General features: G+C 34.8%; 22 protein-coding genes. 11 read left to right on the top strand and 11 right to left on the bottom strand.

All coding sequences use genetic code 11. The features are described from left to right. Positions 1-5 precede the first annotated feature (5 nt). The 10 genes from BUA71_RS05330 to BUA71_RS05285 form a co-directional block, all read right to left on the bottom strand. Positions 6-932: a competence protein CoiA gene (locus BUA71_RS05330; protein ID WP_072877473.1), complete on the bottom strand. Its 927-nt coding sequence runs from the start codon at positions 930-932 to the stop codon at positions 6-8. A gap of 284 nt (positions 933-1,216) precedes the next feature. Beyond that, the gene (locus BUA71_RS05325) at positions 1,217-2,428 is read right to left on the bottom strand and encodes a GIY-YIG nuclease family protein (protein ID WP_072877471.1); all 1,212 of its coding nucleotides are present in this window, start codon (positions 2,426-2,428) and stop codon (positions 1,217-1,219) included. Continuing rightward, positions 2,421-4,394: a DEAD/DEAH box helicase gene (locus BUA71_RS05320; RefSeq protein ID WP_072877469.1), complete on the bottom strand. Its 1,974-nt coding sequence runs from the start codon at positions 4,392-4,394 to the stop codon at positions 2,421-2,423. The genes BUA71_RS05325 and BUA71_RS05320 overlap by 8 nt, the downstream gene beginning before the upstream one ends. Before the next feature lie 118 nt (positions 4,395-4,512). Beyond that, positions 4,513-7,218, bottom strand: coding sequence for a class I SAM-dependent DNA methyltransferase (locus BUA71_RS05315; protein WP_072877467.1), 2,706 nt, complete (start codon positions 7,216-7,218; stop codon positions 4,513-4,515). Between the two features lie 181 nt (positions 7,219-7,399). Further along, the gene (locus BUA71_RS05310; RefSeq protein ID WP_072877465.1) at positions 7,400-9,616 is read right to left on the bottom strand and encodes a DUF3987 domain-containing protein; all 2,217 of its coding nucleotides are present in this window, start codon (positions 9,614-9,616) and stop codon (positions 7,400-7,402) included. A gap of 1 nt (position 9,617) precedes the next feature. Then, complete coding sequence (locus BUA71_RS05305; protein ID WP_072877463.1) at positions 9,618-9,923, bottom strand: helix-turn-helix domain-containing protein; 306 nt, start codon at positions 9,921-9,923, stop codon at positions 9,618-9,620. A gap of 4 nt (positions 9,924-9,927) precedes the next feature. After that, the gene (locus BUA71_RS05300) at positions 9,928-10,224 is read right to left on the bottom strand and encodes a helix-turn-helix domain-containing protein (protein WP_072877461.1); all 297 of its coding nucleotides are present in this window, start codon (positions 10,222-10,224) and stop codon (positions 9,928-9,930) included. A gap of 83 nt (positions 10,225-10,307) precedes the next feature. Continuing rightward, entirely contained in the window at positions 10,308-11,180 is an 873-nt protein-coding gene (locus tag BUA71_RS05295) for a hypothetical protein (protein WP_072877459.1), read from the bottom strand. A gap of 15 nt (positions 11,181-11,195) precedes the next feature. Next, positions 11,196-12,089, bottom strand: coding sequence for a hypothetical protein (locus BUA71_RS05290; protein ID WP_072877457.1), 894 nt, complete (start codon positions 12,087-12,089; stop codon positions 11,196-11,198). 154 nt (positions 12,090-12,243) lie between these two features. After that, positions 12,244-13,557, bottom strand: coding sequence for a tyrosine-type recombinase/integrase (locus BUA71_RS05285; RefSeq protein WP_072877455.1), 1,314 nt, complete (start codon positions 13,555-13,557; stop codon positions 12,244-12,246). A gap of 388 nt (positions 13,558-13,945) precedes the next feature. Here BUA71_RS05285 and BUA71_RS05280 point away from each other — a divergent pair, with 388 nt between their 5' ends. Next, on the top strand, positions 13,946-15,556 hold the full coding sequence (locus BUA71_RS05280) for a sulfatase family protein (protein ID WP_072877453.1): 1,611 nt from the start codon (positions 13,946-13,948) through the stop codon (positions 15,554-15,556). A gap of 108 nt (positions 15,557-15,664) precedes the next feature. Here BUA71_RS05280 and BUA71_RS05275 read toward each other — a convergent pair whose 3' ends face one another. After that, positions 15,665-16,549, bottom strand: coding sequence for a bile acid:sodium symporter family protein (locus BUA71_RS05275; RefSeq protein ID WP_072877451.1), 885 nt, complete (start codon positions 16,547-16,549; stop codon positions 15,665-15,667). 756 nt (positions 16,550-17,305) lie between these two features. Between BUA71_RS05275 and BUA71_RS05270 the strand changes: the two genes are divergently transcribed. From BUA71_RS05270 to BUA71_RS05225, 10 genes are all read left to right on the top strand, one after another. Further along, on the top strand, positions 17,306-17,836 hold the full coding sequence (locus BUA71_RS05270; protein ID WP_072877449.1) for a c-type cytochrome: 531 nt from the start codon (positions 17,306-17,308) through the stop codon (positions 17,834-17,836). 62 nt (positions 17,837-17,898) lie between these two features. Continuing rightward, complete coding sequence (gene nosZ / locus BUA71_RS05265) at positions 17,899-19,860, top strand: Sec-dependent nitrous-oxide reductase (protein WP_072877447.1); 1,962 nt, start codon at positions 17,899-17,901, stop codon at positions 19,858-19,860. Positions 19,861-19,966: 106 nt separating this feature from the next. Continuing rightward, positions 19,967-20,584, top strand: a complete 618-nt coding sequence (locus tag BUA71_RS05260; RefSeq protein WP_072877445.1) for a hypothetical protein — start codon at positions 19,967-19,969, stop codon at positions 20,582-20,584. A gap of 106 nt (positions 20,585-20,690) precedes the next feature. Continuing rightward, on the top strand, positions 20,691-21,101 hold the full coding sequence (locus tag BUA71_RS05255; protein ID WP_072877443.1) for a nitrous oxide reductase accessory protein NosL: 411 nt from the start codon (positions 20,691-20,693) through the stop codon (positions 21,099-21,101). Between the two features lie 132 nt (positions 21,102-21,233). Next, entirely contained in the window at positions 21,234-22,472 is a 1,239-nt protein-coding gene (locus BUA71_RS05250) for a nitrous oxide reductase family maturation protein NosD (protein ID WP_072877441.1), read from the top strand. Then, positions 22,466-23,173 carry an ABC transporter ATP-binding protein gene (locus BUA71_RS05245; protein ID WP_072877440.1) on the top strand — a complete coding sequence of 236 codons (708 nt, stop codon included), beginning with the start codon at positions 22,466-22,468 and terminating at the stop codon, positions 23,171-23,173. The genes BUA71_RS05250 and BUA71_RS05245 overlap by 7 nt, the downstream gene beginning before the upstream one ends. Further along, positions 23,166-23,948, top strand: coding sequence for an ABC transporter permease (locus BUA71_RS05240; protein WP_072877438.1), 783 nt, complete (start codon positions 23,166-23,168; stop codon positions 23,946-23,948). Before BUA71_RS05245 ends, BUA71_RS05240 begins: the two co-directional genes overlap by 8 nt. Before the next feature lie 161 nt (positions 23,949-24,109). Then, positions 24,110-24,832, top strand: a complete 723-nt coding sequence (gene ric, locus BUA71_RS05235) for an iron-sulfur cluster repair di-iron protein (protein ID WP_072877436.1) — start codon at positions 24,110-24,112, stop codon at positions 24,830-24,832. Between the two features lie 186 nt (positions 24,833-25,018). Continuing rightward, positions 25,019-25,255 carry a hypothetical protein gene (locus tag BUA71_RS05230; RefSeq protein WP_072877435.1) on the top strand — a complete coding sequence of 79 codons (237 nt, stop codon included), beginning with the start codon at positions 25,019-25,021 and terminating at the stop codon, positions 25,253-25,255. Between the two features lie 17 nt (positions 25,256-25,272). After that, positions 25,273-25,542 (top strand): type II toxin-antitoxin system RelE/ParE family toxin, encoded by a 270-nt coding sequence (locus tag BUA71_RS05225; RefSeq protein WP_245812543.1) that lies wholly within the window; start codon positions 25,273-25,275, stop codon positions 25,540-25,542. Positions 25,543-25,630: the final 88 nt, after the last annotated feature.

Raw genomic sequence — 25,630 nt, 5'->3', positions numbered from 1 at the left:
CAATTTTACTTTGCCATTTTTTGGTATTTACTAATAAACCGATCCTTTTTCACTATTTTATCCTTAGTGTACCAATATAATTCATCACTCTCAAGGCCATTTAATTTATCGAAAAAAACATTGCATTTCATTTTATCTATAAACTTTCTCCAGTAGCTTTTTGTCAAATAATGGCTTTGTAAATCAACCTTAGTTTCGGTATAGGAAATCTGCAATTTATGATGTAATTCATCATTATCAATATTATCGTAGTCGTTATGCATTTCAAAGTATCCAACTATATTATATTTTAATTGAGGTATATCCATTTGCAAATCTATATCATTATGATGGTAGAAGTATATCTCTAAGGTGGTGTCCTGGAATTTATAATCGTGATAGTTGTTATCGTAGAACCTATTTTTGATAAGATCTACAATGTCTTCAATAAACTCAGTTTTAAGGTATTCTGACCTACTTCGCAATAGCAGCGGAAATTTTATCTTCCAGGTATATAAGCGGTCTACCCCTATTCGTACTAAACGAGATGAATTTGCTAAACTTTTACCGTTTAAAATCCATATTAAATTTTGGTAAAAAGCTTCTCTTTTTTGGATTTGTGAAATTGGAATGGATGAATTTTGTACTTCAATGACAATCTCTTTATTATCCTTTTGAAGTAAGATATCAGCACGGTGTTTTTTACCTGCTTTTTCTACAATAGCTTCTCTATTTATCTTCGGAAATTGATTTTGCCACCATAAATGCCATTCGGTTATTGGTTCATACCAACTATCACAATTTTTGGAATTTATATGGGCCCAGTGGGCAACCCTTTCATCACCTTTTTTCCCCTGTACTTTAGAGTTACAAATCCCACACCATCCAATTTCTCCTGAATGTGAAACTTCAACCTCATCCTCATCTTTATTTAAATTAAGTGCGTAGCGCATTGCTGAACTTTTTTAGAATACCAAATATATGGTACCAGCTAAGGAATAGTTTACATTTTATAAACGATGAAGGAAAGCTCAAAAGAATTAACTAATTATGACTTTAATTAAAAAGGGTTACCCAGTGTGCATTGCGAAGAGGCAGGGTAACCACGTTTTCAGACAAATATAATAATTTCTTCGAGTATAATTCTTTCCTATTTTAGTGAAAAATGGTACTTGATTAAAGCAACCTCAACACGATGGCAAAATTAGAAAACGTTTATTTTTATACGATTTCTATTTTAACCTTTTAATATAACCTTCTCCTGGGAAGGGTCATATTCATAGTGGATAATATTCTCATTCAAAATTAATTGAATTGCTTGCTCTATGGCTTCAAAAGGTACTACAAACCATTCTCTAGGATTTAATCTTTGTCCTTTGTCATTAAATAAATCGATGTCTAAGCAGGCCTTAGCGAAAAACCGGTGTAAAAGAGCTTCTAACTTATCGGCATTTCTATTATATACTTTGTAAGTAGCAAATTTTTGAACATCGGCATACAAATAGGTAGCTTCTTTTTTTGCATTTTTTATTCTTAAATCTACAGATTCACTTGCAAAACCAATCTTGTAAAGATTTTGAATTCCGGCTATTTCTTTTCTGGAAGACTTACTTTTTAAAACGTAAATCCAACCAGACTGCACATCTTCTTCTTTTACCAATCCCGAATTCACAAACAAATCTTCTTCAATTTTATCTTTAGTATTGGTAATTAATTTACCTTCTTTTTGAATTTGTTTACCTAAAGATCGATAAAGCATATTGCTGTAAGTTCCATTTTCAAAAACGGTTCTAGTACGCCCTTCCACTCTAATTCTATTACCTGATTTCTGCTCCCACTCTTCTTTTTTTAAGTTAGCTGATTCTAAATACAGCATAATTCCATTCATAAGATAAAAATCGCCAACGTGTAGATTCTTTTCAATGTTGGTAAATGGTTTAATCTTACGCTTTCCATCTTTTATTTCCCTATGAACCTGTAAAAACATTTTTTCATATTTATCAAAGTCCTTTTCTTTAATTGGTTTTCTTTGAGCCACGAAATCTGTTTCCTGCCTATCTTCTATTTTTGGGGTGTGATTAAATTTGAAAATATCTAAATCATTTTCTGCATCCAATAAACCTAACTCATCATCATTTAAAATATCATCGATTGATTTCTTTTCAATTTCTACATACCCTAATAAATTATGTTTATCATATGGTTTTAGTATCTTTTTCTGGACTTCATTCTCTCTGAAGTTTTTTAGTTTAGCCTGTAAACCATATTCCGACATACTGGATTTGCCCGGCTCCCTACCATTCTTATCTATAAAAATGTTTATTTCTTCAAATGATTCTATTAATCTTTGTTCATCTGTTTTTACAGTTGAAGTTTTGACATTAGAATCTAACAATCCAAAATCATCATCATCAAAAATATCGTCTATGGTCAATTTCTTTTTACCCATTTTCAAGTGCTCTTTTACGTTTCAATTCCCTTAAAAACACTAATGCTTCCGCCATTCTTTTTTCTTTATGGTCAAATGCCTGGATGTTTGGCTGCTCACCATTATTATTCTTAACCCATTCTTTTATTTTAGGCCAAAGTAAAATGGCTTCTTCTTCGGTCATTTCAATCTTAGTCGATTGAATATGTTCATCAATTAATTTTAAAACCTGTGTCGTTACGGATTTGGACAATATTTCAAATGCTTTTTGAAATGGATTCACCTGGTCTATTAAATCTATATGAATATCATCTATATTCACAAAGCTTCCAGCCATTCTAATAAATTTTTTATCACCTTGTTCTTCAATGGTCCCATTCTTAATAACTGAATCTACGACCACGTGCTGTCTTACTGCTTCAACATCTTCATCTTCCAGGTCTGGATAGACCTCTCGAATAATTTTCGGAATTAAAACAGTGTTTATTACTTCCGGTTCGATATTACCCGGCATAGCTTTGAGCATTTGAGGATCTTGAAGAATTTTAGCTTTTAAATCATTTAAATCTGTATCAATAATATCTTTAGCTCTTTGTGAAGTAGGCAACTTAAAACCTCTTATTTTAATCGTGTTATCATCTTCTTCATCTTCCTCATCATTCTCTTCATCATCGTCTTTTTTGAGCTTAAATTTAAAGTTTGGTGCCAAAACCTGCTCCATTAATAAAGAAGCCGTAATAGCTTTAAGCATATTATTTACCGATAATTTAACCTCATCACTCTCTGCATCCGGTTCAGCAATAAGATTGGTAAACTGTGCGTGGCTTTTATTATTACTATCTCGGGTAGCTCTACCAATAATTTGAATAATTTCAGTTAAAGAACCTCTGTATCCGATGGTTAAGGCGTGTTGACAATAGGGCCAATCAAAACCTTCTTTTGCCATACCTAGAGCTATAATGATATCTATATCGCTTGCTGATTTTACAGTTCGCAGGAAGGCACTTATTTTGTCTCTTGACTTTGGATTGTCATTTACCAAATCAGCAACTTTCAACATTTTGCCTGTCTTATGGCTTTTAATATGTAATACGCCTGTGGTTTCATCCTGATATTCCAACTCACCCAAAACATCAATGATATGGTTTACTTCTTCGTATTTCTCTTTAGAAGATTCAGCAGAGTTTACACTAGGGATATGAATAATGGTCTTTTGGTCTTCATTTAATATTTCTGCCAGTGCAGAAATACCGGTTTCCGGATTCTTTTTAAAATATTTCCCCGTGTAAAAGTGATAACCTATACCCAAAGATTTTAAATAATCATAGCCGTTTAATTGCTGGTAATAGGTATAAGTTACCTTGGTAAATTTTGCTTCATCTTCCGGCATTAATACTGGAACACTGTCGCCTCTAAAATAAGAGCCTGTCATAGCCACTATATGAGCATTTGAATTTGCCATAATACTTTTTAGTACCCGACCTAATATATTGTCACCTTCAGCTGAAACGTGATGAAATTCATCAATAGCAACTAATGAGTCATCCAGTTTTTTTGGATCCAGGCCTTCAAAAGCAGAGCGTAATGTGGAATGCGTACAAACCAAAATTTGTTCTTGAGATTCTAAAAATTTCTGAAATGTTTTTACTTTACTTTTTTCTTCGCCCGGTGTACACAAATTGTATTTGGGATTAGGAATCCAGTCTTCAAAAAAGCCAAATTTCTTAAGTTCTGTTTCTCCAAAAGAAGCACCAATGGATCTTTCAGGAACGGCAACAATCACTTTTTTAATGCCCTGATTTTTCAGTTTATCTAAAGCAATAAACATTAAAGCCCTTGATTTACCTGATGCTGGTGGGGCTTTGATTAATAAATATTGTGCTGTTCTGCCTTCGTAAGCTTTTTGTTGCATTTCCCGCATTCCAAAGGCATTAGTACTTTTACTTTTACCGGTTTGCTTATAGTTTACTTCTACTAAATTTGGCATTATATTTTTTTTTAAAACTCTTAATTAAGTTTATGTAAAGTTTATCAAAATTATTTTACATCATCATTTTTGAAAAACTCAATATTCATCTGGAAACATAAAAAATGTAAAACCTTTATCATTTCACTTTCTTTTTTCTCGTTTTCTTTTGCTTAGAAAATAGCGTATCTTCCTTTACCATCTTTTCATACAATTTAAATAAATACTCCAAACGCTCAGTATCGTTTTTAAAAGGTTGCAAACGGTAACATTGCTCTATGGCGGTATCTAATTCTTGATGGGCTTGTAGCAAACCTTTGGGCATTGTACTTGGATTGTACAATTGTGCCATTGTTTTGCTGGGGTGTTTGGCGCGCTCATCCAAAATATCAAACACGTATTGATTCAAGTTCTCCTTTTGCTTGGTCGTGATGTCTGGAAAAGGGAAGGTGTTGTAGCAAAGCGTGTTTGAATATTGCATATCCATTTTTAATCGCCCTGCAACAGCTTTTACCCAAACAATATGCATTCTTGAAGATATTACACCGAAAAGCCAAGGTTGAACTTTGTAAATAACTCTTGTTGCGTTTGAAGGAACATACGATTCATCAAAATATCCAATCGGAACATAGTTTCTCCTTTCTGAACCTGTTTGAGGAACTAAAATAAATTCGCCTTTTTGATGTTTATCTTCATCAAAAAAGTGAGGTGTTTCAGCTTTTTTCTGTGTGGCTACTTTTTTACTGTTTAGCCTAAAAATTTCAACTTTTTCAAAGCGTTCTTCAAGTGCTTTAACCTTGTAAGCTTCCTTTACATTCTCATCTGTAATGTGAATACAATACCTGCTTGTGCCTTTTATAAACTCAGATGCACCAATGTATTTTTTAATGAATTTTTCGGCTTCAGGATACTTAGAAATTATTTCGTTTTTCTCGTCCTGGTCTAAAAGTAAATTGCCATTGTCGCCTGGTGAACTCCCTTTAATCATTGAAGGTAAATTGCTTAGAGGATTTGTTCTTGGCGAAACGTAAACGTTGGAAGTGTTAGTTATATAAGGACTGATATTTTTTACACTTTGCTTCAGGTTTTGATTATAAAGGAATTTGTCTGTTGTATCATTATTTCTAATACCAATAATTACTACAGCTACACCTGCATTTCCTTTGGCGTTGTTGGTCCATTTGAAAGATTGATGAGCAAATTCAATTTCTTGTCCTTTGTTTAAAATAAGTGGCCAAAGTAAAGCCACTTGCTCACCTTGCGTGATTGAATTGGTAGTAACGTAAGCGTATTTTGAAAACCTATTTTCAATGTACTTCGTTGCTTTATAAAACCAACAAGCGATATAATCTAGCTTTTTATAATTATTGATGCGAGAGAAGACATTTTTCATATCTTCTTTTTGACTTTCATCTTGTCGGCTATAACCTAAATAAGGTGGATTTCCAATAATATAAACTTCATCCTTTTTAGAAATAGGGCATATCTTACTCCAATCTTTTCTGGTGGCATTTCCTTGTTGTATTTGACCCGCTTCTTTAAGTGGTAGAATGGGTTTTGTTTTCCCATAATCAAAAAGCATTTCTTCAAACACTTTATTCATTTGGTGTTCTGCCAGCCATAGCGAGAGAATTGCCATTTCGTGGGCAAAGTCGTCTATTTCTATGCCGTAAAATTGGGACAGCTGTATAGAGGTCCATTTAAAACTTGGGTTTGTTTCTAAATCGGTTATTTTTTGTAGAATCTTAATTTCCAACAAGCGGATTTCCTTGTAGGTAATAATTAAAAAATTTCCGCTACCGCAGGCAGGGTCAAAGAATTTTATTTTTGAGATTCGTTGAATAAGCGCGTTGAGTTGTTTAACTGTTCTGGCATTCTCGTAGGCTTCATAGAGTTCATCCAAAAACAGTGGTTTTATCAATTTTTTGATGTTTTCTACAGAAGTGTAGTGCATCCCTAGATCGCTGCGGTAATCTTTATCCACTACCGCCTGAATCATAGACCCAAAAATATCAGGGTTGATCTCGGACCATTTGAGATCACCTAAATCAATTAAAATTTTTCTAGTCTTAGTATTAAATTTTGGTGAGTATATTTTTTGACCAAATAAACCACCATTAACATAAGGGAATTTTGCCAGAAACGCAGGATAGTCCTTTCCACTTTCGCTATTTAAGCGGTCAAATAACTCATCTAAAAACGTATGGGTGTCTTTACCATTTTCAGTGGTGTGTTGTGCTAAGGTATTCGTAAAAATACTGTCTTGTTCAAAGATATCGGTATCTTCAGCAAAGAAGCAAAATAAGAGACGGGACAGAAAAATATTAAGTTCGTGAACGCTTTCTTTTGAATTATAAACATTGGGGTTTTCTTCCACCAATAGATCATACAATTCTGCCATCTTATACGAGGCATTTCTATCGGCTTCATTATTGTTGGTAGCATTATAAACTTCGCTGCCTGCCAAAGGCAAAAAGAAATCGAAGTAATTGGATAATTCTTTTAATTTAATATCCAGATTCTTGCCTAATTTTAGATCCCTGGCTACTAATTGCTTATAGTCGGTAAGAACAGCGAACCTAGGTTTCTGCTTTAAAATTTGCTCGTTATTTGAAATCGAATCAATACTACTCAACAGTCTATCAGTGGCTTCTACTTTAAAGAAAATTTTCTTTTTGTAAAGTATTTCGCCATCCACTTTAGAGAGATTGTAATCTCCCTTTTTCAAACGTGTTACAGAGGTTTTTGAAATGCCATAGGCTCTTAATAAATCAAAAATAAACTCTTCTTTTGAGAAGTTATCAATGAGGTCTTGAACGTTATTTTTTATCTCTGCTGATTTCACGTGTCGTATTTTATTTTAGGAGTATTTGATACCAATAAATTTCAATATTAGTATTTCTACCATTGTAAAAGCACATTTGTTTACATAAACACCACTAAATTTGTGGGGTTTATCAACAGCATTGTAGGGATTACTGTAGGAAGCCAAGATAAGAATTTAATAAACTTTTAAAATAATGAATTTAGATGTTATGACTTTCTTTCTCATATACCCCTTCTTTTTCCTTCTTAAGGAAACAGGTTTTAGTTAATTTAGAAAGGTAATAATCTGCAGTTCTTTCTTTTATACCCATTTTCTCAGCAAGTTTTATAGCTTCTTTTCTTTTAAATTTCACCGGTAATTTTAGATAGAAATTTTTCATTGCGGTATTCGTAATAGCACTTTCTTTGGGTAGATTTTTAAAGATAGTTACCGCGTGTTCCTGGTAAACCTCAACTAATTTTAAAGCATTATCAAAATCGCGATCTTCACAGGTATAGTTTAAACTTACTTCTGCATTCTCGTAATATCTTAATACGGTAAATACCATCGCAATTCTGTATAGAATTAAACCTAAACGTTTTGAAGTACTGCTAAGATCTTCACTAATAAACGTAGCCAGGTAATTTAAACCTTTACTTCCAAAAACATTGAGTTTAGCCCATTGTACTTCGGTAAGTTCAAAAGTAACATCGGCCTGGGTTTCGTGAAAATCTATTAATTCTAATACCTGTTTACCTAATTCAGAAAAATGAGTAGTGAGATTAACGCCATTTGAAGTTGGCCCAATTTCCCGCCATTTAATTTCATTTTTAAACGTGTAAAAGAGAAAACGACTAAATAAACCATCTTCGGCAGTGGCGATAAGGCTTTTTACCTGGCTTGGAGTACCGGCCAAACAAATAGATAATTTTGGACCTTCAATTTCTACCCATTCTTTATCGGTTTTTCGGCTATAGGAAATAGATTCGTGATGAAAGGCTTTTCTAAGTAAATCGGAATAGCCGCCCCAATCCTGTTTTAAGACATTACCCATTGTATCGGCTTCGGTTTCACAAAAAATACCCTTATTTTCACTTTCGTGAAGTTGTTGAATAACCCTTGCACTACTATTATTTGCCGGTATGTATAAAACTTTAAATGGTGGTTCTACCGGTGGTTCGAGATTGGCGGTGTCTATTTTTTTATCGGCTAACTTTCGTTTATACTCTTTTTCTTCCATCTGATAATTGCGATAAGCTTCCTGACTTTCTGCCACCAAACGTTTATGATGCTGTTGCGCTAAATCTTTTGCATAGGTTATAGAACCTTTTCCACTAGCAGCTGGAGCTATTACAAAAGAGAACAAATTAGCCGAATGTTCTTTACCATCATAGGTGCCCGAGATACAAGGGAGACATCCGCTTAAAATAGCGATAGCACTAGTTAGAAAAACATCTCTTTCCCTGCGATCTTTAAATACCCTGGCTCCTTCTTTTAAAATTTCAGGTAAATCATCAAAAACCTCATCGGGTAAATAAGGCATATTTAGAAGATTTTCTTCTTCGTTTTCTTTTTCCTGATTTCCTGCAGGGCTTGCAAGCTTTGCAAACTTTGCAAAGTCTGCAGTATTATTTTTATAAGCGCTATTTATTGTATTGCTTATTTCGCGTTGAGGTAAATCATAGCTCTGTAAGCAAAATTCTAATAGTTCCTGTTCAGGAATGCCTCTTCGATTCGTATTACAGGCTAATTGATGAATAAAATTGTTTCTACTACCTTCCTGATAGGAAATACAGTTTTCAGTAAATGCCACACAGTCCTCTATTAAGTTACCGGTAGGTACTATATTTTCCGGAATAGATTTATTGGAATTTTTAGTTATTTCGGGTGTTATTTCTACTTCAAAAATTTCACCATTTTCCTTTAAAAAACAATCTTCATCATAAGACACATAACACAATCTATTAATATCACTGCCAGAAGTATCAATTTCCAACTGCAAGCATTGCTCATAATACTTAACCACCTGTTCAAAGGCTTTTTTATGAACTTCTGGTCCTGAATTTACAGGCACAAGAATTTTAATACCCTCCCCTCTCGGGCTTCGAAAGGCGAAATAGGTATAAGGTGCCAGGCATACTAAATCCCACTTTTCTTTATAAGCCGATTTATTTATATGGTCTAAATCGAGTATTAAATAACCAGAATATTGGTTTAAGTTTTTTGCAATTCGTCTACCCACAAAAGTACCCGAGGCGGTAAAGGCGGGTAAAGCAGCCTTTAAACGGTCTGCTTTATCCTCCTCTCCCTTTTGCATACACTCTCTAATTTGAATAATTTGCTCTTTATATTCCCCCGTTTTTATTTTTGAAATCATTTCCTCTAAAGACAAATCTTTCACATAGGAGAATTTCTTATATACTGATACAGCTTCCATCCTACTTACGTTTTGAGTCCCCGTTACTTATTTGAACCTTATGATAATTTCGGTCTAAAAAGGCCTGAATATCTTCGATTTTATAATAGATTTTATTTCCAATTTGGGAATAAGCTATTTGATGTTCGTCTCGCCAGCGTTGGGCGGTTTTAGCGCTAATTTTAAAAAGCTGAAGAATATCGGCATTATCAAGTAAAGACAACACACTACCAAAACTTGGTTTGGTTTCCAGTTTCTCAATTATTTGGTCTAAGCGCTTATTTATTTGCTCCCATTGAGCTATGCTAAATTGATCTTTTGGTGCCATAGCTCTATTTTTTATTTTGATTAATTTGAATAAGTGCTTTATCTAACTCACTTCTTTTATAACGTACCAGCGTACCTAATCGATAGGGATTAAGAATTCCCTTTTTATTCCAATCGGAAAGAGTGATAATAGAAACCTTAAGAATTTCGGCGGCTTCCTGGCGCGTAATGTATTCTTCAGGATCTGGTGCCTGAAAATTTGAAGCTAACTGACTTAATTCAGCTCTAACATCATTCACGATGCTTGCTTTTAATTCTTCGGGAGTAATACCGAAAACCTGAGTAACTTTTGTTTGTTCCATCATATACGTTTTTAATGATTTATGATGGCTAAACTAAGCTGGTTATGTGGGGTTATCCGTTCCGCTAAGTTCTGGAACGCGTTCTAACTTATTAACTTAATGTGAGGTATATAGAAGTTCTCAGCATCTAATTTTCCTTGAGTTTCCTGGGCTTTATCTGAATGAATATTTAGATATTTTGAAAGAGAATCCGCCTTAGAATTACTTTCAAAATTTTTCAAAACAAGTTTGCTAAACTTAGCATAATTGATTTCTCCATTTGGTTTTTTAGGAGCTTCTATAAATCCGCTTTCGGCTAAATGGCCAATAATTAAACCTAATTGGGCTGTACCACCCGTCCATTTTAATTTTTCGTTTTCAGATATTATCTCCTGGCTAGTTTTCGTAGGATTTTTTGAAGGCATAAGATAGACCTGGGCTAATTCACTCCCGCCCCTGGCTTCAGGTTCCGGTACAATTAATTCGTAATCTTTACCTAATTCCTGAAGGCGATTTGCTAGAAATTCAATTTTTCTAGCTGCAGCAAATTTTAATTTACTTTCATCATTTATGAAGCGATGGTAGAACAAGGTTATCCCATTATACTCCAGAGTCCGATTTAATTTTGGATTGAAAATATCAACAAGCTCTTCTCTTATAAAATCACTTTCAATAGCATCTGGATTTTCTTCAATAAAAGACTCTAACTTTTTGGAATATGTGTTTTCATAGATAATAAAAGGTGCATCAAAAAATAAGAAATTAGCCTCTATGGCTTCTTTTTGCAGCTTTTCTATATTTGTGGTGATTGTAAAATTCTTCCATTGAGTTTCTCGATTAAACTCATTATGTAAATTTTCATCGTAATCTTCAATACCGTGGTCTACTAAAACCTTATTATTTTCTACTTGCTGCTTTAATTCCTGCAGCTCCTTAATTTCTTTATCAATATTCTTTAAAATTTCATTTACAGACATACTATTTATATTAAATCAACTAACCCTTCTAATATCTGGAAGATTAAAATCTTCGCTTAAAAAGTTACGAGAAGCTTCTTCAAACTTTGAATTTTGCAGGTTTAAGTATTTGGCAAGAGAAGCCGGTGTAGTTTTTAAATTAAAGTGTTCTATTAATTGCCTGGCAAAAGCACTACAATTCACTTCCCCCTCTTTAGTTACCGGGGAATCGATATAACCTTCTTCGACCAGGTTTCTGAAAATAAAACCTAATTGTGCCGGGCCGCCATTCCATTTAATTTTATCACTTAAAATGGAGTCGTTACTTAGAGTCTTTGCAGAAAAGTTTTCTAATTCTAAAGGACTAAAAGTGATAGTTACAGGATCTAAAGAGTTATTAATTAATTCAGTTTCGGAAGGTTTTAAAATTTCAACTTTGGTAGACCAGCCTTTATCTTTTAATAGATTAACCAGGTAATGTTGTTTTTTACGCAAAGTAATATTGAAGCAATTAATATCTTCCGCGTATTCAGAATAGTCCATTTTTTCCTCTTTATGCCAAAAGAATCTATTTTGAAAAGGCCTAAAATGTTTTTCTATCTCATACTTAAGAAAATCTTCTTGTTCTGCATCATAATTTTGATCCTGAAATTCTCGGAAACGATGTTGATAAGTATTAGTGTATACCTGAAAGCTACAGTCAAAGAAATAATAATCGTCTTCGAGAGATTTTCTTTTAAGTTCTAATAAATCTTTTTGAAAAATGAGCCTCATAGCCTCAAGGCTTTCATTTAATTTATTCTCTTCAACGATCCAGGAATCATCATCTGTAAATTGTTTGACACCTATAATTTCGTGTACCTTAATTTTATTCTCACGTACCTTAAAAAGTTGAAAAGCTATAGAATTAGCCAGGTTTTTAGACTCCATAGATTAGTATATTCAATAATTAAAACGCCAGCTGAAAACACCGACTATCATTATAAAATTGACTGAGCTATTTGGAATTAGCTACGGGTAGGGTAAGAGTAAATATAAATAAAGAATTTTAAATTGTACAATTACAAATTTGAATTTCAGCTATCTACAAGTTAAAATAGCCGTTTTTAGCAATATGCGTTGCTCTTTCTTCTTCCTTAATTCTAATGTATTTATAGAATTCTTTTTCGGTGGTATGGCCGGAAAATAGCATAATATCGTACACTGACATACCGGCTTTATATTTATTGGTGCAAAAACTTCTACGAGCGGTATGCGATTTTATAAGGTTGTATTTCTCGATATATTCTGTTTGAAATTCTCCACCTTTGGTGTATTCGCATTTTATTTTTTGGTTTAGGGAATCCATTTCCAACATCTGCCCTACTTGTTTAATATAATCGTTGAGGTCTTTATCGGGTATTCGTTTTGGCGGCTTCCCTTCATAACGTTTATCCATAATTTCACGAATTTCCTTTGTTATAGGGCATAAAACCTTTCTGCCAGATTTTCGGTTTTTCTTTTGTACAATTTTAAAGTAATCTACCCCATCAATGCTTACAATATCTTCTTCTTTAAAGCTATTATAATCACTAACTCTTTGACCTGTGTAGCAACCTATTAAGAATATATCCCTGGCCTTTTCTAAATTTGGGTACTTGCTTAAATCTTTTTGTCTAAAAGCTTCAATTTCATCTTCGGTAAGATAAATTTCGGTGGTAATTTCTTTTGTAGCTTTAAAAGAGTTATTTCTGAATTTCAGGTTATTATTAAAACCTTCATCTACTGAATAATTAAGGAAGGTCTTTAGCGATTTTATATGTTTCCCAATAGTATTAAGTGAGTAATTCTCACTTTCCATAAATCGGGTGAATTTGGAATAGAAACCCATATCAAAGCTAGACCAATCCAGAGTGGTATTCTCAGCTTTCTCAAACTCCTCTAATCGTTTCTTTGTTTGTTTATAGGATCTTAAGGTTACATTGGTTACACGTCCTTTCTTTTCTTCTAAAAACCTATCAATAACTTCAAAAAATGAAAGGTATTCAGGTTGATCTGTGACTTTTATTTTATCGGTAATAATATCTAATTCCCGCTTTAATTGTTTTGGGGTGATATTGGGATCAGTAAGCTGCAACTCCTCGAATCGATCAGAAAATTTATTCTCTAAATCTCTTAAATGAATATTTACAGCATCACTATTTAAAATATCTGCTCGTTTTCTAATTTTATTTTTACCGGCATCCCAATTATGCCAGGAAGTTTTAAATCCGGTAGAATATTTTAATCTTTTACCGCGACCATAGGAAAAGAACATATAAAGTAAATGTTCTTTTTTTGTATCTTTTTCAAGCTCTTTTTGTGGAGTTTTAAAACCAAATCGAATGGTTCCCCGAGACCTTTCAACCCTGTTGCTCATTGTTTTATTATTTCTCTAAAAATACAAAAAGGGTGCTACATAGGGTGCAACATAAACGTTTAAATACATATATTGTAGATAATCAAACCTAACTGAAATACCTATAAAACCCCTATTACTAAAGGATTTAAGAGGTGTTTTGATAAAGAATATTATATATAGAAAAATGGAAGTATAGTACTGGAGGCACCACCCAGGAAACCCGCTATTTTTAGCGGGTTTTTTGTTTTATGGCTATTTTGGGAAAATATTATCCCACGTAATTCTTACACAAACTTCTAAATTTTCTTTTGTAATTTGTGGAAAGCTTTTACATAGCTTCAGCGCTGGGTTTTTACTGAATATTAAAAATCCTGAAACAACAGCGACCATTAAACTATCTAATCCTATGAAAATCATTTGGTTTCTCCCCGTTTTACTTATTTACCTAATTCCCCACGGCTCATTTTCGCAGGAAAACGCGTCTAAAGAAAATCTGCCCAATATTATTTTTATCATGAGCGATGATCACGGCTACCAGGCTATTAGCGCTTACAACGATGAATTAATTCAAACTCCAAATATTGATAGAATTGCAGATGAAGGTGCCATATTTAACAACTCTTTTGTCACCAATTCTATTTGTGCGCCAAGTAGGGCGGTAATGCTCACAGGAAAACATAGTTTTATAAACGGGAAAGTAGATAATGTTCAACCTTTTAATTGGGACCAACAAATGTTCCCTAAACTTTTACAGGAAAATGGATACCAAACCGCACTGGTAGGAAAAATTCATTTGGATGGCACCCCGCAGGGATTTGACTATTCGGCTGTTTTACCGGGACAGGGACGCTATTATAATCCGAATTTTATTATAGATGATAAAAAACAGCAAATTCACGGGCATGTCACAGAAATCACTACGCAGTTAGCTTTAGACTGGCTTAAAGATCGTGAACAGGATAAACCTTTCTTGCTTTTATATCACCAGAAAGCACCACACCGTGAGTGGCTACCCATGCCCAAACATTTTCAGGCTTATAGCGATAAGGAATTTCCATTACCGGAAACTCTGTTCGACGATTATAAAGGTCGTGGCACCGCAGCCAAAACTGCCGAAATGAACATCCTGGAAGATATGAACTGGGCAGGAGATTCTAAAATTCCACCAGAAGTGATGGAACAATTGGGAATTGAAGAACGTACAGATTGGGGTAAAAATGCTTATAAAAGTAATTTAGGTCGTATGGATTCTACTCAAAGAGCGACCTGGGATAAAACCTATGACAAAATGATTGAAGATTTTATAGCCGAATACCCAAATATGAACAAAAAAGAGTTGATGCAATGGCGCTACCAAAGATATATGCAGGACTATTTAGCGAGTATCGCCGGGGTAGATGAAGGCGTGGGAGATATCCTCAATTTCCTTAAGGAGAACAACCTGGAAGAAAACACGATAGTTGTTTACACATCAGACCAGGGGTTCTACCTGGGAGAACACGGTTGGTTCGACAAGCGTTTTATGTATGAACCTTCTTTAAAAACACCACTACTAATTCGTTATCCCAAAGAAATAATGCCAAATACCACAGTAGATAAAATGGTGCAAAATATAGATTATGCTCCTACGCTTTTAGATTATGCCGGGGTTGATATCCCCGGGGATATTCAGGGAAAATCTATGAAGCCTTTACTTGAAAACAATAATGCTGAATGGCGGGATGAAATCTACTATACCTATTATGAATATCCTTCTATTCATATGGTTAAGCGGCATTATGGCATTAGAACCCCGCGCTATAAATTGATTCACTTTTATTATGATATAAACGAGTGGGAACTCTATGATCTAAAAGAAGATCCGCGTGAAATGAAAAACCTTTACAACGATCCACAATATGCCGACTTAATTAAAGAATTAAAAGCACGCCTACAGGATTTAAGGGATAAGTATGGAGACTCTAAAGTTAAAGATGAAAAGTTTCTAGAAGACTATTTAGAAGCCGTTGAGAACTAAAGCGAACTTAACCAACAGATTCCAAGAAAATATGACTTACTTTTTTAACCTAAAAATCAGGGCGTTTTTTCAAATCGTTTTAATAAAAAATAAGATAATGTTTAAACGTTATTTTTCAAACCTTCCTTTTCCAAAATATCTTTTTAAGATCCAGGCTAAGATAAACGTACTTACCAGGGAAAAGCCGCTGTATAAAATAGCTACAAGGCTAATATTTCTATCCTCCAAAATAGAATTGGCAATAAAGAGCGCCAAAACACTGTTTTGCAAGCCCATTTCTATGGCAATAGTATAGGAAGAAGTATGTTTTAAATATAGTTTTCTTGCCAGGGCATATCCACAAATAATCGTTCCAATATTTAAAATAAACAAAGGAATTAATAAGTTTACGTGAGATAGATAATTGATGTTTTGTTGAGAATCATCAATAAAAATCACCACTAAAAATGCCAGGATCATAATTCCGGGTAAGATAAACCGTAAAGCTTTGTGCAGGTTTCTTCCAAATTTATGTCCAAAATATTGGTTTAACAAAACCCCAGATATTACTGGAAAAAGCACAGTATAAGAAACGTTTTTTACGGTCTGTAAAAAGTTTAAGGTTACTGTCAAATTATCATTTCCAAAAACAGCATAGCTAAATTGTATTATTAAAGGAATACTCATTAAAATAATAAAGCTATTAAAGGCTGTTAAAGAAACAGAAAGCGCCACCCTGCCGCCAAGCATCTTCGTTACCAGATTAGATGTCGTACCTCCCGGACAGGCAGCTAAAAGCATAATCGCAATTTTATAAACCGGTGCTATTGGCCAGAAAAAAACAAGAGCAAAAGCGAAAAGTGGCAGGATAAATAATTGACTGGCCAGCCCGGTAATTATAGCCCTGGGGTCTATAAAAACTCTTCTGAAATCTTTAAAACTCAGTTCTAAACCAATCCCAAACATAATTAGGGCAATGGATAAGGGCATAAAAATATCTGCAAATTGTTGCATAGTTTCTCCGGAAAAAATTAAAGTTAAGCTTTTTCTCGTTTTTTAAAATTTAGTAACGAATCGAGTCAAAAGTATTACCCTTCTATGTAAATACTGTGCGAAAAGAGCATAATTATTACCAAATTTTCTCTAGAGAAGAGATAAGAGCATTTTTAGGTTTACTTCTTACTATTTGAAATCACTATTGTACGGTAAAGAAACAAGATCGCTTCGCTGCAAGAAAAAAGAGAAAAGACTAAACCTTAACTAACTGAGCATCCTGCTTTTTCATAGGTAATATTCTACAATTAACTCTTTTTCGTGAAGATTTCACATAGCAAGGAGAATAATTATGAAATCGCTTTTAAGCTTTACTATAAAAAAGAACATGCAAAATCGCTATATTTTTATCGGACATCAATAATTTGAAATTTTCATATTAAGCCTTATTGAAAAATCTTATTTCTGAAAAAGAAAAGTTTTCAGATCTATCATAGCCTGGTGTGTTCTCTTTTTTCTTGTAGAAACGTCTCGATTTTTGCTGAAAATTGATCTTTAACCAGGCAATACTAAATTTAAAGATTTCAGCTTAAAATTATTCTTAATTTTTTAAGATTTAATTCTACATAAAATCTTTATAAGGCCTGCCAGAACCACTTCTTCCCGGTTTCCACCAACATAGAAGTTTTCTTAATTTTTTCTTTATGATTGGGGTCATAAAATAGCTTCAGCCTGAAACTTAATTTTACCCTGAATTTACAATCAAACCTATTAATTATGAAAAATGTAATAAAATCGGTAGTTCTATTTGCTACACTGCTCATTTTATCTTCCTGCGGAAATTCAGAAAAAAAAGATAACATTAGGCTGGAAGATTATAACGAATCCTCACAACAAACCGAAAAACAGGATACCGATAAAGCTCCTTCAAGTGAAAAAGAAGAAACCAGTACAGAAGATGCGCTTTCTAATAAAGGAATTGGGCCGGTAAAAAATTTAGAGCTCCCCGAAGGTATAAACAGCGATATGGCTAGCAGCGGGGCCGATGTCTTTAAAAAGCTATGTTCTGCCTGCCATAAAATGGATAAAAAGTTTGTTGGCCCCCAATTAGCCGGAGTTACAGAAAGAAGATCTCCAGAATGGATTATGAATATGATCCTTAATCCAACCGAGATGATTAAAAAAGATCCGATTGCCAAAAAATTATTGATAGAATCTAATATGGCGGTAATGGCAAACCAGGGACTTTCGGAAGAAGAAACCAGGTCTATTTTAGAATACTTTAGGCAGTATGACCAAGAGAATTAAACCTGTCTTGTTCTCCCTAGAATTTTAAACAATTCATTCAACAATTAGCAAAACTCAATCCAATGAAAAACTTTTTTAGAATCTTTAGTTTAGCCATTCTGGGCATTCTAACCCAGGCGTGCAACAACAGCGATAATTCCCAGGGAAAGAAATCGGGTGCACTGGCTTCTAACGTTGCAGAACGTGTATATGTAGCTCCCGGTGAGCACGATGAGTTCTACGCATTCCTATCTGGTGGATATAGCGGTAACCTCCTGGTTTACGGTCTTCCCTCTGGAAGGATGTTTAAAGAGATCCCAGTATTTTCGCAGTTTCCTACCAACGGGTATGGTTATTCTGAAGAAACTACTCCTATGCTAAACACCTCCCACGGATTCATTCCCTGGGGAGATGCCCACCACCCAGATATTTCTCAAACAAATGGGGAGACCGATGGTCGTTGGGTTTTTATCAATGAAAATAATACACCACGAATAGCTCGTATTAGCCTGGAAACTTTTGAGACCGAAGAGATTATTGAGATCCCACACAGCGCGGGGAACCACTCTTCATCTTTTGTGACCGAAAATACTGAATATGTTGTGGCAGGAACCCGTTTTTCTGTGCCATATCCACAAAAAGATATGCCTATTGAAGAAATGAAAGGTAATTTTAAAGGCCCTCTTACTTTTATTGCTGTAGATGATAAAGGGGGTATGAGTATAGATTTTCAATTGAAAATGCCAGGTTTTAACTATGATCTTTCTCACCCGGGACGTGGTGATTCACACGGCTGGTTCTTCTTTACTACCTATAATACCGAGGAAGCCCACACTATGCAAGAAGTAAATGCTTCTCAAAACGACAAAGACTTTATCGCAGCAGTAAACTGGAAAAAAATTCAGGAATATGTGAAAAACGGTGGTGGAAAAGAGATAGATGCAGAGTACGCTCACAATGTGTTTGACCATAAAACCCATAATGCCACTTCTACAATGAAGAAAAAGGTGTTAACGGTAGATCCAAGAGAAGTTGAAGGCGCAGTTTTCTTTATGCCAACCCCAAAATCACCACACGGTTGTGATGTAGATCCATCTGGCGAATATATTATAGGGAACGGGAAATTATCTACAGATTTAACTGTACACTCTTTCTCCAAGATGATAAAAGCTATCGAAAATGAAGATTTTGAAGGAGAAGCATACGATATTCCCATTCTTAGCTTCGAATCTACGCTTGGCGGTACAGTAAAAGAAGGAGGCCTGGGACCACTGCACACCGAGTTTGATGGTAAAGGAAATGCTTATACTACATTCTTTATTTCTTCGGAAGTTGTAAAATGGAAATTAGGAACCTGGGAGGTATTAGATCGTCAACCAGCTTATTATTCTGTGGGACACAATATGATTCCCGGCGGAAACTCCAGAAAACCCGATGGTAAGTATATGATTTCTATGAATAAAATTACCAAAGACCGTTACCTGCCAACCGGTCCAGAATTGGAGCACTCTGCGCAGCTTTATGACATCTCTGGTGATAAAATGGAATTACTTTTAGACTTCCCAACACACGGAGAGCCTCATTATGCAGCCGCAATTAGAGCAGATAAGGTTAAGCCAAATTCAAGGAAAATCTATAGACTGGATGAAAACGAACATAAATATGCCGCTACCAGTGAAGATGAAACTAAAATGGTGCGGGAAGGTAATGAAGTACACGTGTATATGACTACGGTAAGAAGTCACTTCTCCCCAGATAACCTGGAAGGAATTAAAGTTGGGGACAAGGTTTACTTTCACGTTACCAACTTAGAACAGGACTTTGATGTTCCTCACGGGTTTGCGATGATTGGTGCAAATACCTCGGAATTATTGATTATGCCGGGACAAACCAAAACCATTACCTGGGAACCTAAAAGAGAAGGTATCTGGCCATTCTATTGTACAGATTTCTGCTCCGCACTTCACCAGGAGATGCAAGGTTATGTAAGAGTCTCCAGTAAAAATGCTAAGGTACCTCTAAAATGGACATTAGACGGGGAATAGCAATTGGTTAATTAGTTGATTTATTTTTAATACTGGTTGTTTTTAGATGGTTGAAGGCGGGTAAGATTGTATCTGCCCGCCTTCTTTTTAAAAAATAAAATACGTTATGAAAAAATCAGGAGTATTAATGATAATTGGTTCAGCACTTTTGTTGGGACTTTTTATCTTTCCGCTTTGGAATATTGAACTGGAAGCCCCACAATACCCAGATCCTTTGGGAATGAATATTTTCATTGGAGGAATACAGGGGGAAGAAGAATTTGATATTCAGAATATAGACGGGATTAACCATTATATTGGGATGAAAAAAATTCCAAAACCGGTAGAAATGTGGGAATTTCAAACTTTTCCACTCGTAATAGGTGGGATGGCTGCGTTGGGAATCTTACTTGGTGTGCTGGGGTTCTTTAAAATAATTAGTCCAAATTGGTTTTTAGCCTGGCTCATTTTAATGAGCGTACTTGGGATTCTTGGAATGTACGATTTTAATAGCTGGTTATTGGAGTACGGTACCGATCTTGATCCCAAAGCTATTATGAAATTAACCGATGCCGAGGGTAATCCGCTCAATTACAAACCACCATTATTTGGTTCTCAAAAAATACTCAATTTTACTGCTCACTCCTATCCCGAGACGGGAGCTTACTTAATGTTTGCAGGAATGCTGCTCACTTTGGTGGCGTGGATCACCGGTAGAAATTCGGTTGCGGCCAGAAAATCATAGACTGCATATAGAGAAACGCTTTAAACCCGCCTTGATGTTATTTAGCAAAAAACAGGCAATGATTTTAAGCAAGTTTAGAATTATGTTGAGATTAAAATTATAAAAGATGAAAAATTATATTTTCTTATTTGTGAGTTTGCTATTGGTAGCTTGTAGTACAGAACCAGAACCAATTGTCTATGGTAGTGACGCGTGTGATTTTTGCGAAATGACTATTGTTGATAAAGAATTTGCAGCCCAAAGCGTTAGTGATAAAGGCAAGCAATTTAAGTATGATGCCATAGAATGTATGCTGAATGATCACCTGCAAAAGGATACAAAAATGGCGGTAAAATTGGTGGCTAACTTTCATGACCCGGGAAAGATGCTAGAGGTAGATCATGCAAAGTTTGTACAAAACGATTCTATAAACAGTCCTATGGGAGGTCATCTGGCAGCCTTTAGCACCAAAAATCCTCAAGCTAAAAAAGCAGGAATTTATACCTGGCAGGAATTACAGCTTAAATTTAAAGAATAAACAAAGCCAGTTTAAGTTTTTATTTTAACCTTTTAAGAGCGATAATTAACTCGATTTACCTTTCTTAAGGAATAATGAAACGGGGTTATTCGCATTAGAAAAAAACCTTTCCTATCATACAAGTATCAATTCATGGAACGACTTTTTATCATATTAGTGTTGTTCCTCGCGGTTTTCGCGGGGCATGCTTCAGAAATTGAAGTTTGTAAAACCTGTGAAATCAGTAGTATTCAGAAGGCGATAGATTTTGCTGAGGACGGCGATCTTATTCGAATTAAAAGCGGAATTTATAAAGAAAATGGAATCCAGATTTTAAATAAATCCCTGAAAATAATTGGTGAGAATTACCCGGTAATTGATGCAGAAATGCAAGGTACTGCCTTAAGCATAAGTGCAAATAATTTTTCTATTGAAGGTTTAAAAATTATAAATGTAGGAAAAAGTCATACTGAAGAATTCGCTGGCATCCTCGTATCACAATCCAGAAATTTTAAAATTCTGAATAATAAACTGGACAATGTTTTCTTCGGAATTCTATTGGAGAAATCTAATGAAGGCGTGATTTCTGGAAATCACATTACCAGTAATGCCCGTTCCCAGTCCAATAGTGGCAATGGAATTCACTTATGGAACACCAATAAGGTTGAGATTAGAAACAATAAAATTGTTGGCTTAAGGGATGGGATTTACCTGGAATTTGTAAATAACTCGGAAATTTCGGGGAATTTCTGTAAGGATAACCTGCGTTATGGGCTACATTTTATGTTTTCTGATGAAGATATTTATACCGATAATATTTTTGAAAATAACGGCGCCGGCGTGGCGGTGATGTATTCAAAATTTATAGAAATGCGGGGGAATCATTTCAGAAAAAATTGGGGAAGTGCCTCTTATGGTCTCCTGCTTAAAGAAATAACAGATTCTAAATTAGAAAATAATATTTTTGAGGAAAATACCATCGCCATAAGTGCCGATAACACTAACCGGATAGAGTATTTAAAGAATGATTTTAAAAATAACGGTTATGCTGTTAGAATACGCGGTGCTTGTTATGATAACTTTTTTAAAGAAAACAACTTCCTATACAACTCTTTTGATATTGGTTATACCGGCAGATTGAACAATAATGAATTTACCGAGAACTACTGGAGTGCTTATACGGGTTATGACCTGGATAAAAATGGTATTGGAGATGTACCTTATCGACCGGTAAAATTATTTTCTTACCTGGTAAACCGAACGCCGGAAGCTATTATACTACTTAGAAGCTTATTTATAGATCTATTAGATTTTTCTGAAAAAGTTTCTCCCGTTTTCACACCGGCCAACCTTATGGATTCCCAACCTTTAATGAAAAAAGTATCATGGTAAACATACAAAATCTACATAAAAAATTTGGTTCCCTACAAGTACTTAACGGCCTCAACCTAGAAACTCCAGAAAACGGGATTATTGCGGTTTTAGGCCCAAATGGCTCCGGTAAGACCACGCTTATTAAAAGCATTTTAGGGATGGTAGTACCTCAAAAAGGAGAAATAAAAATTAACGGTAAAAAAATAATAAAGCACTGGGATTATCGTAAAGACATAGATTACCTACCTCAAATTGCTAATTTCCCCGGCAATCTAAGCGTGACCGAGCTTATTAAAATGATCAAAGACTTACGCTGTAAACCGGCCAGGGACAAAGAATTGATTTCACTTTTTAAACTGGAACCTTTTTTAGATAAAAAACTGAATAACCTTTCTGGCGGAAGCAAACAAAAAGTAAACCTGGTGTTGTGCTTTATGTTTAACAGCCCACTTATTATTTTAGACGAACCTACCACCGGCCTGGACCCCGTTTCTCTTATTAGGCTTAGAAAGTTAATACAAAACGAGAAGGAAAAAGGAAAAACCATTCTTATCACCTCCCATATTATGAGTTTTGTGGAAGAAATTTCAGATAGGATCGTCTTTTTACTGGAAGGCAAAATTTACTTCAACGGGACAGTAGCCGAGTTAAAAAAGGCTACCAACCAACAGGATTTTGAACACGCTATTGCTAACATTTTATCAGAAAATCATGCTTAAAATTTTAAAATATAGTTTTAAAGATTTGTCCCGTAGCCGTTGGAGTTATGTATATTTTTTCTTCTATCTTTTACTGGGCATTGTTTTATTGTTTTTAAACAACGACCTCTCCAATGCTGTAATCACGCTTATGAATGTGATTATAATCCTGGTACCATTAATTGGGACTATTTTTGGGGTGATGTATTTTTACAATTCCAGGGAATTCACCGAGCTATTGCTTGCCCAGCCGGTAAAACGCAGCAGTATCTTTTTGGGCCAATATCTTGGGGTAGCTATTTCACTCTCTGCCAGTCTTATTTTAGGGCTGGGAATCCCGTTTGTGGCTTATGGTATATTCCAATCGGCGGCGATATGGGATTTCTTTTCTTTATTAGTATCGGGCGGATTTCTAACTTTTATTTTCACTGCCCTCGCCTTTAATATTGCCCTTTCACAGGAAAATAAAATTAAAGGTTTTGGAATGGCTATTTTACTTTGGCTTTTTCTCGCGGTAATTTACGATGGGCTATTTTTATTGTCCCTGGTCTATTTTCAGGATTATCCTTTAGACAAATTTTCTTTGGTGGCCAGTATGCTTAATCCTATAGACCTATCCCGTATTTTAATTCTATTGAAACTAGATATTTCTGCACTTTTAGGCTATACCGGGGCTGTTTTTAAAGATTTCTTTGGCACCAGTTTGGGAAGTATTACCTCCTTTGGAGTACTTATTCTATGGGTTATTTTTCCGGTTTGGCGCATTGTAAAACTTTCAGGAAAAAAAGATTTCTAAAAAGAAGCTTTATGCGCAGGCTCATAAATTTTAGCTATATAAAACCTCAACTTTACTTTTTGTAATACACTAATTCTTAGTTAACCACAAAATTTTAAAAATAAAATTTACGCAGCACTTAGCTTAACATTGAGCTTGCGAATAACCAAAAGCCCATAATTATGGAACAATTAAGAGAAAAGACCGTGGCACAAATGGTGACCGAAAATATTAAAACTGCCCATATTTTTAAGAAATACGGGATTGACTTTTGCTGCGGAGGTGGACAAAGTATAGAAAAGGCCTGTAATCGCAAAAGCGTAGATTTAAATATTCTTGAGCAGGAATTATTAGCTGCTAATGACAGCAATGAAAGAAATTACGATTATAAAAACTGGAAACTTCCTTTTCTTATAGATCATATTGTAAATATTCACCACCAGTATGTAGAGGAAAATATTCCCTTATTAAGACAATATTCTACACGGGTTGCCAAAGTACACGGCAACACCCATCCCGAAGTAGTAGAGGTTGAAGATCTATTTCATCAGGTAGCAGATGAACTGGCGGCACATTTAAAAAAAGAAGAACTTATTCTCTTTCCTTACATCAAGAAACTGGTGATTGCCTCGGAAGAAAATAGCGCCCTTGAGCGTCCCTCCTTTGGATCGGCAGAAAACCCTGTGGAGATGATGAAAGACGAGCACGAAAGTGCAGGGGCTATTTTTAGTAAAATTGCTCAACTAACCAATAATTACACGCCACCTATGGGCGCCTGCAACACTTTTAGAGCGATGTATGCAAAATTAGATGAGTTTGAGCAAGACCTGCATTTACATATTCATCTAGAAAACAACATCTTATTCCCAAAAGCTTTAAAATTGGAACAAGAAGTAATGGGATAATTAAAACTTAGTTTTATCCCTCTAAAATGAGCTGTTTTAAAAACCTGCTTCAAGTCGTCCCCATTTTTATTTGAGAAGTATTATTAGAATGGCCTTTTTTTAGGTTGGAAACCATATCTTTAAATAGTCCTATAAACTTTCAGTATCACAGAAATTGTATATTTACCTTAATAAAAAGTAGAAGTCATGAATATACAAACAGATTTAGACTGGATACACAAAGAGTTGGAAACGGTTCAAGACCCCACTCTGGTACAGGCTATCAAGAACATATTGCAGTATAGAAAAAGCGTAACATCAGAGCGTATTAGTGTTGAGCAATATAATAAAGAGATTGATGCTTCTGAAAATGAAATAGAATCAGGTAATTTCTATACACAAGAAGAGGTTAAGCAGATTGCAGCTCAATGGGGAAAAAAATAATATGGTCACCAAGCTCATTGCGTCAACTAGAAATTATCCACCAGGATATTCTACAACTCAGCAAATCTTTAAAGATTGCAGATGGGTTCATTGATGATATTATAAAAAGTACCGATATTCTAATTTCTCAACCTGATATTTACACCTTAGATGATAATAAAATTAAAAATGATGGCAGCTATAGGTCCTATGAAATTCGGACTTACCAGATATCATATCGCATTTTAACACATACTATTCGAATAATAAGAGTGCGCTATTCTGGTAAAGAACCCAGGCAACATTAGAAAGACTATTTTATGAATTTTTCAAAAAGTCATTTTCAATATTAGTTAACATCCAAAAAACGCTCTTATTCAATAAATGAGGTTGGTT

It is taken from the genome of Salegentibacter echinorum (genome assembly GCF_900129445.1).
GTDB lineage: Bacteria > Bacteroidota > Bacteroidia > Flavobacteriales > Flavobacteriaceae > Salegentibacter > Salegentibacter echinorum.
Note: the sequence above shows the minus strand (reverse complement) of the source record. Positions and strands in the feature narration are given on the sequence as shown.

Coding starts and splice junctions, on each gene's coding strand:
- BUA71_RS05310 (WP_072877465.1), bottom strand. CDS start 9,616: ATGGAAGCTGTATCAGTATATAAGAAATTCTCCTATGTGAAAGATTTG.
- BUA71_RS05290 (WP_072877457.1), bottom strand. CDS start 12,089: ATGGAGTCTAAAAACCTGGCTAATTCTATAGCTTTTCAACTTTTTAAG.
- BUA71_RS05245 (WP_072877440.1), top strand. CDS start 22,466: ATGGTAAACATACAAAATCTACATAAAAAATTTGGTTCCCTACAAGTA.
- BUA71_RS05320 (WP_072877469.1), bottom strand. CDS start 4,394: ATGCCAAATTTAGTAGAAGTAAACTATAAGCAAACCGGTAAAAGTAAA.
- BUA71_RS05240 (WP_072877438.1), top strand. CDS start 23,166: ATGCTTAAAATTTTAAAATATAGTTTTAAAGATTTGTCCCGTAGCCGT.
- BUA71_RS05330 (WP_072877473.1), bottom strand. CDS start 932: ATGCGCTACGCACTTAATTTAAATAAAGATGAGGATGAGGTTGAAGTT.
- BUA71_RS05230 (WP_072877435.1), top strand. CDS start 25,019: ATGAATATACAAACAGATTTAGACTGGATACACAAAGAGTTGGAAACG.
- BUA71_RS05275 (WP_072877451.1), bottom strand. CDS start 16,549: ATGCAACAATTTGCAGATATTTTTATGCCCTTATCCATTGCCCTAATT.
- BUA71_RS05285 (WP_072877455.1), bottom strand. CDS start 13,557: ATGAGCAACAGGGTTGAAAGGTCTCGGGGAACCATTCGATTTGGTTTT.
- BUA71_RS05295 (WP_072877459.1), bottom strand. CDS start 11,180: ATGTCTGTAAATGAAATTTTAAAGAATATTGATAAAGAAATTAAGGAG.
- nosZ (WP_072877447.1), top strand. CDS start 17,899: ATGAAAAACTTTTTTAGAATCTTTAGTTTAGCCATTCTGGGCATTCTA.
- BUA71_RS05270 (WP_072877449.1), top strand. CDS start 17,306: ATGAAAAATGTAATAAAATCGGTAGTTCTATTTGCTACACTGCTCATT.
- BUA71_RS05325 (WP_072877471.1), bottom strand. CDS start 2,428: ATGGGTAAAAAGAAATTGACCATAGACGATATTTTTGATGATGATGAT.
- BUA71_RS05250 (WP_072877441.1), top strand. CDS start 21,234: ATGGAACGACTTTTTATCATATTAGTGTTGTTCCTCGCGGTTTTCGCG.
- ric (WP_072877436.1), top strand. CDS start 24,110: ATGGAACAATTAAGAGAAAAGACCGTGGCACAAATGGTGACCGAAAAT.
- BUA71_RS05255 (WP_072877443.1), top strand. CDS start 20,691: ATGAAAAATTATATTTTCTTATTTGTGAGTTTGCTATTGGTAGCTTGT.
- BUA71_RS05260 (WP_072877445.1), top strand. CDS start 19,967: ATGAAAAAATCAGGAGTATTAATGATAATTGGTTCAGCACTTTTGTTG.
- BUA71_RS05305 (WP_072877463.1), bottom strand. CDS start 9,923: ATGGCACCAAAAGATCAATTTAGCATAGCTCAATGGGAGCAAATAAAT.
- BUA71_RS05300 (WP_072877461.1), bottom strand. CDS start 10,224: ATGGAACAAACAAAAGTTACTCAGGTTTTCGGTATTACTCCCGAAGAA.
- BUA71_RS05280 (WP_072877453.1), top strand. CDS start 13,946: ATGAAAATCATTTGGTTTCTCCCCGTTTTACTTATTTACCTAATTCCC.